The sequence below is a fragment of the Yersinia sp. IP36721 genome (assembly GCF_003634395.1).
Classification (GTDB): Bacteria; Pseudomonadota; Gammaproteobacteria; order Enterobacterales; family Enterobacteriaceae; genus Yersinia; species Yersinia entomophaga.
On sequence record NZ_QCZL01000004.1, the window covers coordinates 213,613 to 230,635 of the forward strand.

Sequence of the window (17,023 nt, forward strand, 5' to 3'; positions counted from 1 at the left end):
AGCCTCAGTTATAACGTTGGGTTCGAGTTCATTCAGTGGCAAAATAGCGCCCATCTTTTTCATCGGTATGGCAGCGCGCTGTCGGAGAGCAAAGTGAAAATTCTGGTTGATGAAAATATGCCTTACGCCAAGGACCTGTTCCAGCGTTTAGGTGAAGTGCAGGCGGTGCCGGGGCGACCAATTCCCCTTGAGGCTTTGACCCACGCGGACGCGCTGATGGTGCGCTCTGTCACTAAAGTCAACGCGGAATTGTTAGAAGGCACTGGCATCGGTTTTGTTGGCACCGCTACCGCGGGCACGGATCATGTGGATGAGGTCTGGCTACGTCAGCAGGGGATCGGTTTTTCGGCGGCTCCCGGCTGTAATGCTCTCGCGGTGGTGGAATACGTTTTTTCTGCCCTGATGATGATGGCGGAGCGCGATGGATTCCATCTGCGTGATAAAACCGTCGGAATTATTGGTGTAGGTAATGTGGGGGCGCGGCTTAATGCGCGCTTGCAAGCCTTAGGCGTTCGGACGTTATTGTGCGATCCCCCGCGTGCGGATCGGGGGGATTCAGAAGAATTCTGGCCGTTGGAAAAACTGGTGCGGGAAGCGGATGTGCTGACTTTCCATACGCCGTTAAACAAAAGTGGCCCTTATCAAAGCCTGCACATGGCGGAGGCCGAGCTGCTGGCCGCACTGCCGGATAACCGTATTCTGATCAATGCCTGTCGTGGTGCTGTCGTCGATAACGCGGCGCTGCTGAAGGCGTTGGAAAAAGGTAAAAAACTCAGCGTGGTATTGGACGTGTGGGAACCTGAGCCAGAGCTATCGCTGCCACTATTGGCGCGGGTGGATATTGGCACGCCACATATCGCCGGTTATACGCTGGAAGGCAAGGCGCGCGGCACCACGCAGGTATTTGAAGCTTTCAGCCGGCATATTGGTCAGCCGCAATCGGTGGAATTGTCCTCATTGTTACCTCAGCCGGAATTTAGCCATATTCGGTTAAATGGCGGGTTGGATGAAGGCAAATTAAAGCGATTAATGCACTTGGTGTATGATGTGCGCCGCGATGATGCGCCGTTGCGACAGGTTGCCGGTATTAAAGGCGAATTTGATCGGCTGCGTAAGCATTATCAAGAACGTCGTGAATGGTCATCGTTGTGCGTACAGTGCGACGATGAGGCCAGCGCAGAATTACTGCAAAAACTGGGCTTCACGACTCAGCTTTTGTAGGCATTTCAGTTTGTCAGCGAGTTAAACGCTGCAAATGACCTGAATTTAGATTATCAAGGCGGTATTGACCGCCTCTTTGTATTTGAACGAATTATTGTGGAGAAAACCAACATGTCTGACGGCTGGAATATTGCTCTGTTAGGAGCGACGGGCGCAGTAGGTGAAGCTTTACTGGAGCTGTTACAAGAGCGCCAGTTCCCGGTTGGTGAATTGTATCCTCTGGCCAGCGAGCGTAGCGCCGGAGCCACGGTGCGTTTCAATGGCAAAAGCCTGCTGGTGGAAAATGTGGCAGAGTTTGACTGGTCGCAGGCCCAGTTGGCCTTCTTTGTGGCAGGCAGCGAAGCCTCTGCGCTGTATGCGGAGGACGCCGGTAACTCCGGTTGTCTGGTGATTGATAGCAGCGGCCTGTTCGCCATGGAACCCGACGTTCCGCTGGTGGTGCCAAGCGTCAATCCGCAGGTTCTGGCCGATTATCGTAACCGTAATATCGTAGCGGTAGCCGATAGCCTCACTAGCCAGTTACTGACGGCAATCAAACCGCTGACCGAGCAGGCCGGTTTGTCCCGTTTACACGTTACCAGCCTGATTTCGGCTTCTGCTCACGGCAAAGCCGCCGTGGATGATTTAGCCGGTCAAAGTGCCAAATTGCTGAACGGTATTCCGGCTGAAGCTGCTATCTTCCCGAAACAGCTGGCGTTTAACGTCTTGCCACTGCTGGCGGACGAAGAGGGCAGCGTGCGTGAAGAGCGCCGCTTGGTCGATCAGGTGCGCAAAGTGCTGCAAGACGAAGGCCTGCCGATTTCCGTCAGTTGCATTCAGTCGCCGGTTTTCTACGGTCATGCACAAGTGGTTCATTTGGAAGCCTTGCGTCCTATCGCTTCTGATGAAGCTCGCAGTGAACTGGAAAGCTGTGAAGATATTCAGTTGACGGAAGAAGATGATTTCCCAACGCAGGTTAGCGATGCTTCTGGCAGCAACTATCTGAGTATTGGTTGTGTGCGTAACGATTACGGTATTCCTGAGATTCTGCAATTCTGGTCCGTTGCCGACAATATTCGCTTCGGCGGCGCGCTGATGGCAATCGAAACCGCAGAGCGCCTGTTGCAGGAGCAACTGTACTAATGTCTGAGCTTGAATTATCCCCGCAGCCGGAGCAGGCGGCGGGTCTGAAGATCGCGCTGGGCATTGAATACAACGGCAGCCGCTACTTTGGCTGGCAGCGTCAGCAAGAAGTGGCCAGCGTGCAGGCCTGTCTGGAAGCGGCGTTGACCCGAGTGGCCAACGAGCCTATCACCGTGCAGTGCGCCGGTCGTACTGACGCAGGCGTGCATGCAACCGGTCAGGTAGTACATTTTGTCACCTCAGCGGTGCGAAAAGATGCGGCCTGGACCATGGGCGTCAATACCCATTTGCCACCGGATATCGCGGTGCGCTGGGTAAAAACCGTCAGTGAAGATTTCCACGCGCGTTTCAGCGCTACCGCGCGTCGCTATCGTTATGTGATTTATAACCATCGCTATCGTCCGGCTATTTTGGCGCAGGGCGTGACCCACTGCTATATGCCGTTGGATGCGGAAAAAATGGCGCGCGCGGCGCAGGCGCTGTTGGGGGAAAACGATTTTACCTCGTTCAGAGCGGTGCAATGCCAGTCCCGCACGCCGTGGCGAAATGTAAAACATGTAAAAGTTTCCCGACAGGGCGCTTATATCGTGGTAGATATCAAGGCCAACGCATTTGTTCATCATATGGTGCGAAATATCGTTGGCAGCTTGATTGAGGTTGGATGCGGTAATCAAGACGAAAACTGGATTGCGGAGCTATTGGCGCTGAAAGATCGAACCAAAGCGGCGGCAACGGCGAAGGCCGAAGGGTTATATTTAGTGGCGGTAGATTATCCGGAACATTTTGATTTACCTCAGGTACCTATGGGGCCGTTGTTTTTGGCTGACGATGAGTTCTTAGCTGTGAAAAGCTTTTAGCTAAGCATGGTTTTTAGCTGAGAATAACTTTTGGCTAAGAAAGACTTTGGGTTGAGAATAGTGTCCGGGCGACTAGTCAATATATTTAGAGCAACTCATCTACCTGATTCAGGTGGGCGGCGGTGCGCTCGCTAATTGAGAGTGTTTATGGAATTCATACGGTTCGTTATTGATTTTATTCTGCATATTGATGTCCATCTGGCAGAGTTGGTAGCGCAGTACGGTATTTGGGTTTATGGCATCCTGTTTCTGATTTTATTCTGTGAAACCGGTCTGGTTGTGACGCCGTTCCTACCAGGGGATTCCCTGCTGTTCGTCGCTGGCACGCTGGCTGCATTGCCAACCAACGATCTCAATGTACATACCATGGTGGTTTTAATGGTGATCGCCGCAATTATCGGTGATGCGGTTAACTACACTATTGGCCGCGTATTTGGTGAAAAGCTGTTCAGCAATCCTGATTCGAAAATATTCCGACGCGCCTATCTGGATAAAACTCACCAGTTTTATGAGAAACATGGCGGGAAAGCGATTATTTTGGCTCGATTTGTTCCTATCGTGCGCACATTTGCGCCGTTTGTCGCCGGTATGGGTAAAATGTCCTATCGTCACTTTGCGGCGTATAACGTGATAGGGGCGTTGGTATGGGTGTTATTATTCACCTATGCTGGTTATATTTTCGGAAACGTGCCTTTTGTGCAGAACAATCTGAAATTACTGATAGTAGTGATTATTGTTGTTTCCATTTTGCCGGGTGTTATTGAGGTTTGGCGGCATCGCCGCGCGGCTACCCGCCAGAAAAATAAGTAAAAATGTTGCAGTAACCAAGGGTTCGACCAGTTTTTTATCCACAGTGTCGGGCCAATATGGTTTAATGTGTAACATTAATGGTCTGTTCCTGCGGACACTCCGAGAACCTGTGCCTAATCACGCTTCGTTGGCGTGGTGTTTGGGCACTTTTTGTTGGCAGTGTTTTCAGGGAGATGGTTACAGCATGAACAGCGGACTGGCATCGGCCAGGTTCAAACAGAAAGGTCATCGATGAGCTGGATTGAACGAATTCTTAACAAAAGCAACATCACGCAAACCCGTAAAGCGAGTATACCTGAAGGGGTGTGGACAAAATGCGATAGCTGTGGGCAGGTTCTGTACCGCGCCGAGCTAGAGCGTAATCTGGAAGTTTGTCCTAAGTGTGATCACCACATGCGTATGTCGGCGCGTCAGCGTTTACATACATTGTTGGATGCAGGCAGTGAAGTTGAACTGGGCAGCGAACTGGAGCCGAAGGATATCCTGAAGTTTAAGGATTCCAAAAAGTATAAAGATCGCCTTTCTGCAGCGCAGAAAGAAACCGGTGAAAAAGACGCATTGGTCGCAATGAAAGGCACTTTGTACGGTATGCCTATCGTTGCGGCTTCCTTTGAATTCGCTTTTATGGGCGGTTCAATGGCTTCCGTAGTGGGCGCACGTTTTGTCCGCGCGGTAGAACAGGCATTGGAAGACAATTGCCCTTTGGTCTGCTTCTCCTCCAGCGGCGGCGCCCGTATGCAGGAAGCGTTGATGTCATTGATGCAGATGGCAAAAACCAGTGCGGCGTTGGCAAAAATGCAAGAGCGCGGCTTGCCTTACATTTCTGTTCTGACCGATCCGACCATGGGGGGCGTTTCCGCCAGCCTGGCGATGCTGGGTGATATTAATATAGCCGAGCCAAAAGCGCTGATCGGCTTTGCCGGCCCGCGTGTTATCGAGCAGACCGTGCGCGAGAAGCTGCCACCGGGCTTCCAACGCAGTGAATTCCTGATCGAGAAAGGCGCGATTGATATGATCGTTCGCCGTCCGGTCATGCGTGAAACCTTGGCCAGCATTCTGTCTAAACTGACCAACCAGCCGCAGCCTATCGTGGCTGAAGCCAAAACTGTCGTAGTCGAAAACGACGATGCAGTAGAAGGCTAATTCGGCCTGCGGGCATCACTTTTACCGAGTGATGCCCGATTATCGCTGACAGAAATTGCGAGCTAAAGGTTGATTAACCACAGGGTAATTTAACCGGCGTCTGTCAGGCGTTCTGCCTGGCGAACACCATGGAATGAATCCAAGGCCAGTGACGGGACTCATGAATAATCATCAAATCCCCCAAGCCACGTCGCCTTTAGCCGCGTGGCTTTACTATCTTGAGCGTTTACATTTTCAGGCCATTGATATGGGTCTGGAGCGTATCAAACAGGTTGCCGAGCGGCTCGAACTGCTAAAGCCGGCGCCTATCGTTTTCACCATCGCCGGTACCAACGGTAAAGGCACCACTTGCTGTACGCTGGAAGCGATTTTACTCGCCGCCGGTTTACGAGTGGGCGTCTACAGTTCCCCACATTTGCTGGAATACACCGAGCGGGTTCGCATTCAAGGCCATGAGTTGCCTGAATCTGAACATAGCCAATCTTTTGCCTATATCGAAGCCGGTCGCGGCGACATTTCCCTGACTTATTTTGAATTCAGCACGCTATCCGCTTTGCATCTGTTTAAACAGGCAAAACTGGACGTGGTGATTCTGGAAGTTGGGTTGGGTGGGCGTCTGGATGCAACCAATATTGTGGATTCAGACGTCGCGGGCGTAACCAGTATTGCGTTGGATCATACCGACTGGCTGGGTGCAGATCGCGAAAGTATCGGTCGCGAGAAAGCCGGCGTATTCCGCGCCGGTAAGCCTGCGGTGGTCGGCGAGCCGGATATGCCAAACTCCATCGCCGCTGTAGCTAAAGAGTTGGGCGCGCATTTGTATCGCCGCGATGAAGCCTGGAAATTTAGCCAACAGGATTCTAGCTGGAACTGGCAGTGCGGAGCCTCTGAACTAAAGGATCTGCCGTTGCCAAACGTCCCCTTGGCTAATGCAGCCACGGCGTTGGCGGTATTGCACTATTCGCCGCTCCAGATCGCTGAGGAAGCTATCCGTCAGGGGCTGATCGCGGCGCAGTTACCGGGGCGTTTCCAAATTGTCAGTGAACGACCTATGCTGATTCTGGACGTTGCTCACAATCCTCATGCCGCCGGTTATCTCGCCGATCGCCTGTCTCAATTACCGGCGACTCAGGGTAAAGTTCGCGCGGTAGTGGGGATGCTGGCGGATAAAGATATCCCAGGTACGCTGGCGTGTTTAAGCCCGCAGGTTGATGAATGGTACTGTGCGCCGCTGGAAGGGCCGCGGGGAGCCAGCGCGGCAGCTTTGGCGCAGCATCTTGAAGCATCGCGGCAATTTACCGATGTGGCAACGGCGTGGCGTCAGGCCATGCAGGATGCGACAGCGGAAGACGTGGTTATCGTGTGTGGGTCTTTCCTTACCGTGGCTCATGTGATGGAAGCATTGAAAACGGGGAGTGTGAGTGGCCAGTAAATTCCAGAACCGTTTAGTGGGTACCGTCATTTTGGTGGCGCTGGGCGTCATTTTATTACCCGGTTTGCTGGATGGTAAGAAAAAGCATTATGAGGATGAGTTTGCCGCTATTCCATTAGTACCTAAGCCCGGCGATGCGGAAGAAATCGACGTGGTGCCGCCGGTGAACCAGCCTTTACCGACGCAGCCGCCAGAAGGTGCAGCGGAAGCCCTCGGAGCCAATAAAGGTGAAGAATCAGCCTCTCAGGCAGCTAACGATGCAGGTAGCGTTGCAACTCCGCCACTGGTCGTCAGTAAGCCTATTGAAACTAAGCCTGTACCGCCAAAACCGGTAGAGGTTAAGCCGATAGAAGTTAAGCCGATAGAAGTTAAACCGATAGAAGTTAAACCAATAGAGAAGAAACAGGCCGCGCCTAAACCGGTTGAGGTGAAACCTAAGCCTGAAGTTAAGCCGATAGAAACCAAACCTGAGGCGAAAGTGGAAGAAAAAGCGCCGACAGGACAGGCCTATGTGGTTCAACTGGGGGCGCTGAAAAACGCGGCCAAAGTGAATGAGATCGTAGCGAAGTTACGCTTATCGGGTCATCGCGCCTATACCGTGCCGGCTACGCCGGTTCAGGGTGAAATTACCCGCGTATTCGTTGGCCCGGATGCTTCAAAGCAGAATTTGCAATCGGCGTTGCCTGAACTGAATGCCCTAAGCGGCCTGAACGGGCAGGTTAAGGCATACAATACCGGCCGCTAAAGTGATTTACCCTTGTCCCGCCGCGGTAGAACGACGGCTGGCAAGGGGTTATAGCTAAGTTTGTGCGGCGATTGTTGTTTTTAAAATCGCCGCACTTTATTTATCGGAGCGCAGGAATTCCCCTACGCAAACGTTTTCTTTTTCTGTTAGAATTCGCCGCGAACAGGATGTAGGGGCGATTTCATCATTGGAATAGTCATGGTTTGGATTGATTACGTCATTATAGGAATTATCGGGTTTTCTGCTTTAGTCAGCTTGATCCGGGGTTTTGTCCGTGAAGCATTGTCACTTGTGACATGGGGATGTGCGTTTTTTGTTGCCAGCCATTTTTATGCTTATCTTGCCGTTTACTTCACGCGTTTTGAAGACGAACTCGTACGCAATGGCATCGCGATCGGCATCTTGTTCATTGCGACATTGATCGTCGGAGCAATTGTTAACTACGTGATTGGCTCGCTGGTTGAGCGTACCGGGTTATCGGGAACGGACAGAGTGTTGGGGATCTGTTTCGGCGCACTGCGAGGTGTGTTGATCGTTGCCGCCATGCTGTTCTTTCTGGATACCTTTACCGGCTTCTCACAAAGTGAAGACTGGAAACAGTCGCAGTTGATTCCGCAGTTCAGTTATATCATCAGGTGGTTCTTTGACTACCTGCAGAGCACGTCGAGTTTCTTGCCGAATCAATTACCGATTCGGAGCGGCTTATGAGGAAAGACACATGTGCGGTATTGTCGGTATCGCCGGTTTTACACCGGTAAACCAGTCGATTTATGATGCGTTAACGGTGCTTCAGCACCGAGGTCAGGATGCCGCAGGCATCGTCACCATTGATGCCAATAATGGATTCCGTCTGCGTAAAGCGAACGGTTTGGTGAAGGATGTTTTTGAAACCCGGCATATGCTCCGGCTGCAGGGAAATATGGGTATTGGTCACGTCCGCTACCCAACCGCCGGCAGCTCCAGCGCCTCTGAGGCCCAGCCTTTCTACGTTAACTCACCGTTTGGTATTACGCTGGCTCACAACGGCAATCTGACTAACGCTCACCAGCTGAGAAAGCAGTTGTTCGAAGTCTCCCGCCGTCATGTGAATACCACTTCTGATTCAGAAATTCTGCTAAATATCTTCGCCAGCGAACTGGATCGCTTCCAACATTATCCGTTGGAAACAGACAATATTTTTGCTGCCGTTGCCGCCATGCATCAGCTTATTCGCGGTGCTTATGCCTGCGTAGCGATGATCATAGGCCACGGTATGGTTGCTTTCCGCGATCCGAACGGTATTCGCCCTTTGGTGATTGGTAAACGCACCCTGGTTGATGGCCGTAATGAGTATATGGTTGCCTCTGAAAGTGTGGCGCTGGATACGCTAGGCTTTGAATTTCTGCGTGATGTGGCTCCGGGCGAAGCGGTGTATATCACCGAAAAAGGCCAGTTGTTTACTCGCCAGTGCGCAGAAAATCCTAAGTACAATCCTTGCTTGTTCGAGTATGTCTATTTTGCTCGCCCTGATTCCTTTATCGATAAAATCTCGGTCTACAGCGCCCGTGTACGCATGGGTCAGAAGTTAGGGGCTAAAATTGCCAAGGAATGGGAAGATCTGGATATCGACGTTGTTATTCCGATTCCGGAAACTTCCTGCGATATCGCGTTAGAAATCGCCCGTATTCTGGATAAACCGTATCGCCAGGGTTTTGTTAAAAACCGCTATGTGGGCCGTACCTTTATCATGCCGGGGCAGCAGGAACGCCGTAAGTCTGTGCGCCGTAAACTGAACGCCAACCGCGCCGAGTTCCGGGATAAAAACGTGCTGCTGGTGGATGATTCCATCGTGCGTGGCACTACGTCCGAACAGATCGTGGAAATGGCTCGCGAAGCCGGAGCGAAGAAAGTTTACTTTGCTTCCGCTGCGCCAGAAATTCGTTTCCCTAACGTTTATGGCATTGATATGCCGAGTGCCAATGAGCTGATTGCTCACGGACGTGAGGTTGACGAAATCAAACAGCTGATCGGCGCCGATGCCCTGATTTTCCAGGACTTAAGCGATTTGATTGACGCGGTAGGTGAAGACAATCCGGATATTACTCAGTTCGAATGCTCGGTATTTAACGGCATTTACGTCACTAAAGACGTCGATCAGAGCTATCTGGAATATCTGGAGTCTTTACGTAGCGATGACGCTCAGGCGTTGCGTAGTCAAAATGAAGCAGAAAACCTTGAGATGCATAACGAGGGGTAATTCTCCGCACGCTATTTCGCTGGTTCAGTAGCGTTGCAGCGTTAAGTGCCAAGGGGCTTTCTGGGTATTAAAAAGGTGCAACCGGCTAATCAAAGCGGTGCACCTTTTTTTGTCATATCTTGCTAATATTTCTGTGATACGGCACAGTTTGTCCCTATTCCATTATTTTTCCGCATTTTTCTTTGAATACGCGGCCAGTTTGAGGCAGTTCTTCATGAGGCGACTTATTATCGGTATTTCCGGCGCTAGCGGGGCGATTTACGGCGTTCGGCTATTACAGGTGCTGCAAAGCGTCGCTGATGTGGAAACCCACCTGATTATCAGTAATGCTGCCCGGCAAACTTTGGCGCTGGAAACGGATCTGAGCCTGCGAGATGTACAGGCGCTGGCCGACGTGGTTCACGATGCCCGAGACATTGCTGCCACTATTTCCTCCGGTTCCTATAAAACCACAGGCATGGTGATTCTACCGTGCTCGATCAAAACCCTATCCGGCATTGTACATAGCTATACCGACGGACTGCTCACGCGTGCTGCCGACGTTGTGCTGAAAGAACGCCGCCCGCTAGTCCTGTGCGTGCGTGAAACGCCGCTGCACTTAGGCCACCTGCGCCTGATGACACAAGCTGCTGAATTAGGAGCGGTTATTATGCCGCCGGTGCCGGCTTTCTATCATCGGCCAACCAGCGTACAGGATATTATCGACCAAACCGTTAATCGGGTAATAGATCAGTTTGATATCGAATTGCCTCAGGATCTGTTTGTTCGTTGGCAAGGCTCAAATTAACAATATTTCCCCAAATTGATACATTTGTGCAACATCGCACTAAAATTAAACAGATTATGCACCACAATGATCCTGCTTAGTTTCCTGCGTAGTTGGACGAATTTCGCATTTTGTCCTGTTTGCGGGCGCTGACGTCTTTCGAACTGTCGATTTTAGTGGTTATCGCGCTGATAATGGGACTGATGGAAATCCTTTCATTATTCGTCATTACTGGCACGATTACTGCAAATTGATTTACGAAAGCTCAGGGACGACAAAATAGCAACGTACTCCGTGGCATCGAAAATCAATTTGAGGGTAATGTATGAAAAAGCAGATATTGGCCATTTCTATGGTACTGGCTCTGGCAACCGCCAGCAGCGCCTTTGCTGCCATACCTAAGACGTTGAAAGTAGGCACCGATCCTACTTATGCGCCATTCTCGTCTAAAAATGCCAGCGGTGAGTTGGTGGGTTTCGATATTGATTTAGCGAAAGAACTCTGTAATCGCATTGATACTAAATGCACCTTTGTCGACAGCGATTTCGATGCGCTGATCCCCTCTCTGAAAGCGAAAAAAATCGATGCCATCATCGCATCCTTGTCCATTACTGAGAAACGACAGAAAGAAATTGCCTTCACTGACAAACTCTACGCGGCGAACTCTCGCCTGATTGCCCAGAAAGGCTCGACCATTCAACCCACGCTGGAATCTCTGAAAGGCAAGCGCATTGGGGTATTGCAAGGTTCAACCCAGGAAGCGTTTGCCAATGCTTTATGGCAGCCCAAAGGGGTAGATGTGGTGGCTTATCAGAATCAGGATCTGATTTATGCCGATCTGGCTTCTGGTCGTATCGACGCGGCCTTCCAGGATGAAGTGGCAGCTAGCGAAGGCTTCCTGAAGCAAAAAGGCGGCAAAGATTATGCCTTTGCCGGTCCTTCGGTAAAAGATGACAAATTCTTCGGCGTGGGTACTGGTATGGGCTTACGTAAAGATGATACCGAACTGAAAGCGGCGCTGGATAAAGCCTTTGCCGAAATGCGCAAAGACGGCACTTACGACAAGCTGGCGAAGAAATACTTCGATTTTAACGTTTACGACTAGTTTTACCGACAGGTTGCTCAGCCTCTGCCGCAATGGCAGAGGCAATTTCTGACAACCAACCAGACCCACACTCAGTGATAGCAGGAAAAACCGATGCTGGATGGATATTCCAAACTGATATTTGATGGTGCGCTGGTGACGCTGGAATTAGCGTTGTGCTCGGTGCTGCTGGCCTTGGTGATAGGCATGGTGGGCGCTGGGGGGAAATTATCCGCTAATCGCTTGTTGTCCGGCGTATTTGAGTGTTACACCACCCTGATTCGCGGGGTGCCTGATTTGGTCTTAATGCTGCTCATCTTTTACGGTTTGCAGATCATCTTAAATTCCATCACTGAATCTCTGGGATTCAGTCAGATCGATATTGATCCATTATCTGCCGGTATTATCACGTTGGGTTTTATTTACGGCGCGTATTTTACCGAAACCTTCCGCGGTGCCTATATGGCCGTTCCCCGTGGGCAAATCGAGGCGGCGACTGCTTTCGGTTTTTCCCACAGCAAGATATTCCGTAGGATTATGTTTCCCGCCATGATGCGCTACGCCTTGCCCGGCATTGGTAATAACTGGCAGGTGATCCTAAAAGCAACGGCCTTGGTCTCCATTCTGGGTTTAAACGATGTGGTTAAAGCCACGCAACTGGCGGGTAAAGGGACTTACGAGCCGTTCTTCTTTGCTATGGTGGCCGGTGCGGTTTATCTGATCTTCACCACGTTATCCAATGGTGTGCTGTGGTGGCTGGAACGCCGTTATTCTCAAGGTGTGAAGAGGGCTGAGCTATGATGGATATTCTGCATCAATACTGGCAGTCACTGCTTTGGAGCGATGGCTACCGTTTTACCGGCGTGGCGATAACGCTGTGGCTGCTGATTTCTTCGGTGGTGATGGGCGGGCTGCTGGCGATTCCGCTGGCTGTAGCGCGGGTTTCACCAAATCGCGCGATTAGCCTGCCGGTATGGTTCTTCACCTATATCTTTCGCGGTACGCCTCTCTACGTACAGCTTTTGGTGTTTTACTCCGGTATGTACAGCCTAGAAATTGTGCGCGGCAGCGAGTTTTTAAACGCCTTTTTCCGCAGCGGGCTGAATTGCACCATTCTGGCGCTGACGCTGAATACCTGTGCCTACACCACGGAAATCTTTGCCGGAGCCATCCGGGCGGTGCCGCAGGGGGAAATTGAAGCGGCGAATGCCTATGGTTTTTCCCGATTTAAGCTCTACCGCTGCATTATTTTACCTTCGGCGCTGCGTATCGCCTTACCGGCTTACAGTAACGAAGTCATTTTGATGCTGCACTCCACGGCGCTGGCTTTTACCGCCACCGTACCGGATATCCTGAAAATCGCGCGGGATATCAACGCCGCGACCTATCAACCTTTTTACGCTTTTGGCATCGCGGCGGCGCTGTATCTGATAATTTCATTTGGTTTGATCAGCCTGTTTCGTCAGGCGGAAAAGCGTTGGTTGGCACATATTAAGCCGCAGTCGACGCATTAAAGGTTTATCCCGTCGGGGCTACGGGATGGGGCATTTTAAATCAGGGATGCGCAGGCTCCCCGCTGGCGCCAAGTACGGAGAGAATGATGATAACAACATCCGAAACCAAATTAGCCGTGATCGAGCTGCATAAGCACTATGGCGAGCATGAAGTATTAAAAGGCGTATCGCTATCGGCGAAAGCCGGTGACGTGATTTCCATTATTGGATCATCAGGATCGGGGAAAAGCACCTTTTTACGCTGTATCAACTTTCTGGAAAAACCCAGTGAAGGTTCGATTAGCGTGAATAATCAAGACATAAAGTTAGTTCGTGATAAAGACGGGCAACTGAAAGTATTCGATAAAAAACAGCTGCAACTGTTGCGTACCCGCCTGACGATGGTATTCCAGCATTTTAATCTGTGGAGCCATATGACGGTGCTGGAGAACGTTATGGAAGCGCCAATTCAGGTGCTCGGCCTGAGCAAATCGGTGGCGAAGGAGAGAGCGATTCGCTATCTGGATAAGGTTGGCATTGATGAACGGGCGCGGCAAAAGTATCCGGTTCATCTGTCTGGCGGCCAGCAGCAGCGGGTTTCCATTGCGCGGGCGCTGGCGATGGAGCCGGATGTTTTGCTATTTGACGAACCGACTTCGGCGCTGGATCCTGAGTTAGTAGGAGAAGTGCTGCGAATTATGCAAAAACTGGCGGAAGAAGGGAAAACCATGGTGGTCGTGACTCATGAAATGGAGTTTGCCCGCCACGTTTCCAACCATGTGATATTTCTGCATAAAGGTGTTATTGAGGAAGAAGGGCCACCGGCCGAATTGTTCGGTAATCCGCAAAGTGCGCGCCTGAAACAGTTTCTTTCAGGCGCATTGAAATAATCAAAAAATGGATAATTAGAGGTGCGGACGAGGAAGCGGCTTTTGCAGCACATCTCGCAGCGCCTCTTCCAAATCAAAATAACGGAAACCGAAACCAGCCTCTTCTATACGTTTCGGCAATGCTCTTTGGCTGCCTAACACCAATACCGCGGATTCTCCCATCAGTAGCCGGATAACGGTGGCAGGGACGCGCATAAAGGCCGGGCGATTCAATACGTCCCCCAGCGTGGCGCTGAACTGCTCATTATGTACCGGATAAGGCGCAACCATATTGAACGGGCCGTGCAGCTCGTCGCTGGTTAGCAGGTAATGAATGCCATTGACCATATCATCCAGATGAATCCATGGCAGATATTGGCGTCCATCTCCGATAGGTCCGCCCAAGCCCAGCCGGAAAATCGGCAACATTTTTGCCAGGGCACCTCCGTCGGCAGCCAGCACTACGCCGGTACGCAACAAACACACGCGCGTCTGCGGGCTTTCTGCCGCCAACGCCAGATTTTCCCAACGTTGGCAAAGCTGATGGGTAAATTCATCATGAGGAGTTTCTTCCTCAGTGACAAAAGAGTCGCCCTGATCGCCGTAAAAACCCACGGCAGAGCCAGAAATTAGCACTTTAGGCGGTTGCTGACCGGCTTTAATCAGATTGGCGATACGCTCGGTTATTTGCCAGCGGCTTTGGCACAGACGTTCTTTTTGCTGCGCCGTCCAGTGCTTATCTGCAATAGGTTCACCGGCGAGGTTAATTACCGCATCAAAGTCATCGAGGTTCTGTCGGTCATCTAGCGTAGACCAGCAGGTAACCTGTTGACCTAACACCCGTTTAGCGCGCTCGGGATCGCGGCTCAGCACGGTCACGGTGTGCGAGAGGCTTAGCAGTCGCTGGGTCAGGCTGCGGCCGATCAGCCCTGTTGCGCCGGTTATCAAGATACGCATGGTAAACCTCCGTTTATCTCTGGCCCAGTTTCACCCTCGGCGCAGTTCCTGATGATCTAATCATCACATCAGTTTGTCTGCGGAAAATCTGAGTAAAAAGTCTTTTTCGCGCTCTTTTAGCATAGGCGATCCGGGGCATTTATCCCACGATAGAGAGCACATCCTGAGTGAATTATTTCTAACAGGCTGCGGCGATAAATGGCCAGTAACCAAATGATATTTCAATTAATAAACCGCGAGGAAACGGATAAAACGAGGCATTCCAGAGAAAATCACTGGATTGCTCAAAATATTCGATTAATGACTTATCTCTTTACTTTCGCTGCCGATAACACTTTATAGGTATTGGCGAATGAGTATGAGCGAGAAAGCGATGAGCTGCCAGCGCGGTGAAATAGCGAGCCTGAGTTCGAAATAGAGCAGGCAACGCGGTCTGCGAAGTCATCAGCTTGCCGGTGTCTGTGTAGGGGATTTTCTGATATGAGGTATAAATGCCCCACTGCGGGGCATTGATGGCAACTTAGCTGGCTTTGGCTAGCTCATAGGCGCGTAGCGTTGCCGGGCGGCTGGCAATGCTCTGGAACCAGCGTTCGACGGCGGGATAGTCGGCCAAATCGATATTCTGATTTTTATGGGAAACAACCCAAGGATAAGTGGCGATATCGGCAATACTGTAATTTTCACCGGCCAGGTAGGCGTGTTTTTGCAGTTGGGTATCTAACACACCGTACAAGCGCTGGGTTTCTTTCTGATAGCGTTCAATGGCGTAAGGTATTTTTTCGGAAGCATAAATGCTGAAGTGATGATTTTGGCCGAGCATAGGGCCAAAACCGCCGACCTGCCAGAACAGCCATTGCAAGGTTGCCGTGTGTTCACGTAGCTCAGCGCTCAGAAATTTACCACTCTTTTCAGCCAGATACAGCAAGATTGCGCCGGATTCAAAAATACTGATGGGATCGCCGCCGCCGTCTGGACGATGATCGACAATTGCCGGGATCTTATTATTCGGTGATATAGCGAGAAAATCCGGTTTGAACTGATCGCCGGCGCTAATATTTATCCGGTGAAGATTATAAGGTAGTCCAGCTTCCTCTAAAAACAGGGTGATCTTGTGTCCGTTAGGGGTTGGGGCGTAATAGAGATCGATCATAACATTCTCCAAAGCGACATCAGACAGGGGGAAATAACGACTTCATTTGTTTTTTAACACCAAAACAGGCTCAGGCACATGGAAACAAGGTAACAAACTGAGAGTGAATAAGTGAAGATAAATTGATCTACGTATTGTCCACAAATCTACAGTAAATAAGAGAATTCAGTGTGACTTTGATAGGTTACCTGAATCAAAATCACTTCAACGCTGGGGCACAATTTAGCCATAAATATGACGAGTCCCCTTATTTATACTTGCTTGCAGGATTTCTGCTAGAGTGGAAACACTGTGTCGAGGGAGCTTAAGTACACATGAAACTCAATATTGAGATTAACTGCTCTTATGTATGTGAGCCGATATACAGGAAGGATGGCAGCCTACTCGCTGCTGAATTGCTCAGCCGTTTTACGACAAAGCCTTTGGATTTACCGATTAATCCGGAAGATTTTTTTAACGAGTTAGACAGCGAGGGGAAAGGAAAACTGTTCCGCGATCAGCTGTTGGCAGCGCAGAAGTATAGCCAGTGGTTTATCGATAATCAGGTACTGCTTTCCATCAATATTGATTTTGATACGGCAGGAATTATTGTCAGAGACAGCGAATTGCAGGCGTTACTAAATACCATGCCGTTTTTGCGTCTGGAATTAATGGAGACTTTCTCCAATTTATCCGATGGTAACAACAATCCGTTGCTGCGAGACTTGGTTAAACTCTATCCACTATGGTTAGACGATCTTGGACGCGGAGATTCCAGTCTGAACGCGGTGACGGCCAATATCTTCGAATATGTCAAAATTGATAAGCACTTTTTCTGGCAGCATAATAAGCACACCTTCCCAATTCTGATTAATAACGTCAAAAAATACTGCGAAGGCGTTATCGTTGTTGGCGTAGAAAATCAGATCGAATCCGAGCAATTGCAGGGCAGTAATATTGATGCCATGCAGGGTTATTTATTTAACTCTCTGACTTTGGATGAACTGACCCAAACACCCCGCTAACAGGTCGTTAAGTTATGCGGTTAACTTTCCCGCACCAACTGACGATTTTCTCTACGATAATACCGGTATTGCACAAATGAAGGCGCTGTTTTACTCAATGCGCTGGTAATAAGTCGTTTATTCTCGGAATAATC

At 50.4% G+C, this 17,023-nt stretch carries 17 protein-coding genes; 15 read left to right on the forward strand and 2 right to left on the reverse strand.

The features are described 5' to 3' along the window. Window positions 1–93: 93 nt before the first annotated feature. From pdxB to hisP, 14 genes are all read left to right on the forward strand, one after another. Window positions 94–1,221 carry a 4-phosphoerythronate dehydrogenase PdxB gene (pdxB, locus tag DBA33_RS06115; RefSeq protein WP_064517161.1) on the forward strand — a complete coding sequence of 376 codons (1,128 nt, stop codon included), beginning with the start codon at window positions 94–96 and terminating at the stop codon, window positions 1,219–1,221. 111 nt (window positions 1,222–1,332) lie between these two features. After that, a complete protein-coding gene (locus DBA33_RS06120) occupies window positions 1,333–2,343 on the forward strand; it encodes an aspartate-semialdehyde dehydrogenase (RefSeq protein WP_064517163.1) in 1,011 nt (336 codons plus the stop codon). Then, window positions 2,343–3,200, forward strand: a complete 858-nt coding sequence (gene truA, locus DBA33_RS06125) for a tRNA pseudouridine(38-40) synthase TruA (protein WP_064517166.1) — start codon at window positions 2,343–2,345, stop codon at window positions 3,198–3,200. Before DBA33_RS06120 ends, truA begins: the two co-directional genes overlap by 1 nt. Window positions 3,201–3,347: 147 nt before the next feature. Beyond that, on the forward strand, window positions 3,348–4,010 hold the full coding sequence (locus DBA33_RS06130; RefSeq protein WP_064517168.1) for a DedA family protein: 663 nt from the start codon (window positions 3,348–3,350) through the stop codon (window positions 4,008–4,010). A gap of 231 nt (window positions 4,011–4,241) precedes the next feature. After that, on the forward strand, window positions 4,242–5,153 hold the full coding sequence (gene accD / locus DBA33_RS06140; protein ID WP_064517170.1) for an acetyl-CoA carboxylase, carboxyltransferase subunit beta: 912 nt from the start codon (window positions 4,242–4,244) through the stop codon (window positions 5,151–5,153). 160 nt (window positions 5,154–5,313) lie between these two features. Beyond that, window positions 5,314–6,585, forward strand: coding sequence for a bifunctional tetrahydrofolate synthase/dihydrofolate synthase (folC, locus tag DBA33_RS06145; RefSeq protein ID WP_120805883.1), 1,272 nt, complete (start codon window positions 5,314–5,316; stop codon window positions 6,583–6,585). Further along, a complete protein-coding gene (gene dedD / locus DBA33_RS06150; RefSeq protein WP_120805885.1) occupies window positions 6,575–7,330 on the forward strand; it encodes a cell division protein DedD in 756 nt (251 codons plus the stop codon). The genes folC and dedD overlap by 11 nt, the downstream gene beginning before the upstream one ends. A gap of 198 nt (window positions 7,331–7,528) precedes the next feature. Then, on the forward strand, window positions 7,529–8,038 hold the full coding sequence (cvpA, locus tag DBA33_RS06155) for a colicin V production protein (RefSeq protein WP_120805887.1): 510 nt from the start codon (window positions 7,529–7,531) through the stop codon (window positions 8,036–8,038). A gap of 10 nt (window positions 8,039–8,048) precedes the next feature. Beyond that, window positions 8,049–9,566, forward strand: a complete 1,518-nt coding sequence (gene purF / locus DBA33_RS06160) for an amidophosphoribosyltransferase (protein ID WP_064517177.1) — start codon at window positions 8,049–8,051, stop codon at window positions 9,564–9,566. Between the two features lie 214 nt (window positions 9,567–9,780). Beyond that, window positions 9,781–10,353 (forward strand): UbiX family flavin prenyltransferase, encoded by a 573-nt coding sequence (locus DBA33_RS06165; protein WP_049597006.1) that lies wholly within the window; start codon window positions 9,781–9,783, stop codon window positions 10,351–10,353. Window positions 10,354–10,657: 304 nt separating this feature from the next. Beyond that, window positions 10,658–11,437 carry a lysine/arginine/ornithine ABC transporter substrate-binding protein ArgT gene (argT, locus tag DBA33_RS06170; RefSeq protein ID WP_064517179.1) on the forward strand — a complete coding sequence of 260 codons (780 nt, stop codon included), beginning with the start codon at window positions 10,658–10,660 and terminating at the stop codon, window positions 11,435–11,437. A gap of 93 nt (window positions 11,438–11,530) precedes the next feature. Further along, the gene (locus DBA33_RS06175) at window positions 11,531–12,217 is read left to right on the forward strand and encodes a histidine ABC transporter permease HisQ (protein ID WP_064517180.1); all 687 of its coding nucleotides are present in this window, start codon (window positions 11,531–11,533) and stop codon (window positions 12,215–12,217) included. Beyond that, entirely contained in the window at window positions 12,214–12,930 is a 717-nt protein-coding gene (locus DBA33_RS06180) for an ABC transporter permease (protein WP_064517182.1), read from the forward strand. The genes DBA33_RS06175 and DBA33_RS06180 overlap by 4 nt, the downstream gene beginning before the upstream one ends. Before the next feature lie 83 nt (window positions 12,931–13,013). After that, window positions 13,014–13,799, forward strand: coding sequence for a histidine ABC transporter ATP-binding protein HisP (gene hisP / locus DBA33_RS06185; RefSeq protein WP_064517183.1), 786 nt, complete (start codon window positions 13,014–13,016; stop codon window positions 13,797–13,799). Between the two features lie 15 nt (window positions 13,800–13,814). Here hisP and DBA33_RS06190 read toward each other — a convergent pair whose 3' ends face one another. Together DBA33_RS06190 and DBA33_RS06195 are read right to left on the reverse strand one after the other, a co-directional pair. Then, window positions 13,815–14,735 (reverse strand): TIGR01777 family oxidoreductase, encoded by a 921-nt coding sequence (locus DBA33_RS06190; protein ID WP_064517185.1) that lies wholly within the window; start codon window positions 14,733–14,735, stop codon window positions 13,815–13,817. Between the two features lie 520 nt (window positions 14,736–15,255). Further along, window positions 15,256–15,885, reverse strand: coding sequence for a glutathione binding-like protein (locus DBA33_RS06195; RefSeq protein WP_064517187.1), 630 nt, complete (start codon window positions 15,883–15,885; stop codon window positions 15,256–15,258). A 314-nt stretch (window positions 15,886–16,199) separates the two neighbouring features. Here DBA33_RS06195 and DBA33_RS06200 point away from each other — a divergent pair, with 314 nt between their 5' ends. After that, a complete protein-coding gene (locus DBA33_RS06200; RefSeq protein WP_064517190.1) occupies window positions 16,200–16,889 on the forward strand; it encodes an EAL domain-containing protein in 690 nt (229 codons plus the stop codon). The last annotated feature ends 134 nt before the right edge of the window (window positions 16,890–17,023 follow it).

Bases quoted from the DNA above. Each gene is read 5' to 3' on its own strand.
- argT (WP_064517179.1), top strand. From the start codon at position 10,658: ATGAAAAAGCAGATATTGGCCATTTCTATGGTACTGGCTCTGGCAACC.
- DBA33_RS06175 (WP_064517180.1), top strand. From the start codon at position 11,531: ATGCTGGATGGATATTCCAAACTGATATTTGATGGTGCGCTGGTGACG.
- DBA33_RS06120 (WP_064517163.1), top strand. From the start codon at position 1,333: ATGTCTGACGGCTGGAATATTGCTCTGTTAGGAGCGACGGGCGCAGTA.
- DBA33_RS06165 (WP_049597006.1), top strand. From the start codon at position 9,781: ATGAGGCGACTTATTATCGGTATTTCCGGCGCTAGCGGGGCGATTTAC.
- DBA33_RS06130 (WP_064517168.1), top strand. From the start codon at position 3,348: ATGGAATTCATACGGTTCGTTATTGATTTTATTCTGCATATTGATGTC.
- purF (WP_064517177.1), top strand. From the start codon at position 8,049: ATGTGCGGTATTGTCGGTATCGCCGGTTTTACACCGGTAAACCAGTCG.
- DBA33_RS06190 (WP_064517185.1), bottom strand. From the start codon at position 14,735: ATGCGTATCTTGATAACCGGCGCAACAGGGCTGATCGGCCGCAGCCTG.
- hisP (WP_064517183.1), top strand. From the start codon at position 13,014: ATGATGATAACAACATCCGAAACCAAATTAGCCGTGATCGAGCTGCAT.
- accD (WP_064517170.1), top strand. From the start codon at position 4,242: ATGAGCTGGATTGAACGAATTCTTAACAAAAGCAACATCACGCAAACC.
- cvpA (WP_120805887.1), top strand. From the start codon at position 7,529: ATGGTTTGGATTGATTACGTCATTATAGGAATTATCGGGTTTTCTGCT.
- truA (WP_064517166.1), top strand. From the start codon at position 2,343: ATGTCTGAGCTTGAATTATCCCCGCAGCCGGAGCAGGCGGCGGGTCTG.
- DBA33_RS06200 (WP_064517190.1), top strand. From the start codon at position 16,200: ATGAAACTCAATATTGAGATTAACTGCTCTTATGTATGTGAGCCGATA.
- folC (WP_120805883.1), top strand. From the start codon at position 5,314: ATGAATAATCATCAAATCCCCCAAGCCACGTCGCCTTTAGCCGCGTGG.
- DBA33_RS06195 (WP_064517187.1), bottom strand. From the start codon at position 15,885: ATGATCGATCTCTATTACGCCCCAACCCCTAACGGACACAAGATCACC.
- DBA33_RS06180 (WP_064517182.1), top strand. From the start codon at position 12,214: ATGATGGATATTCTGCATCAATACTGGCAGTCACTGCTTTGGAGCGAT.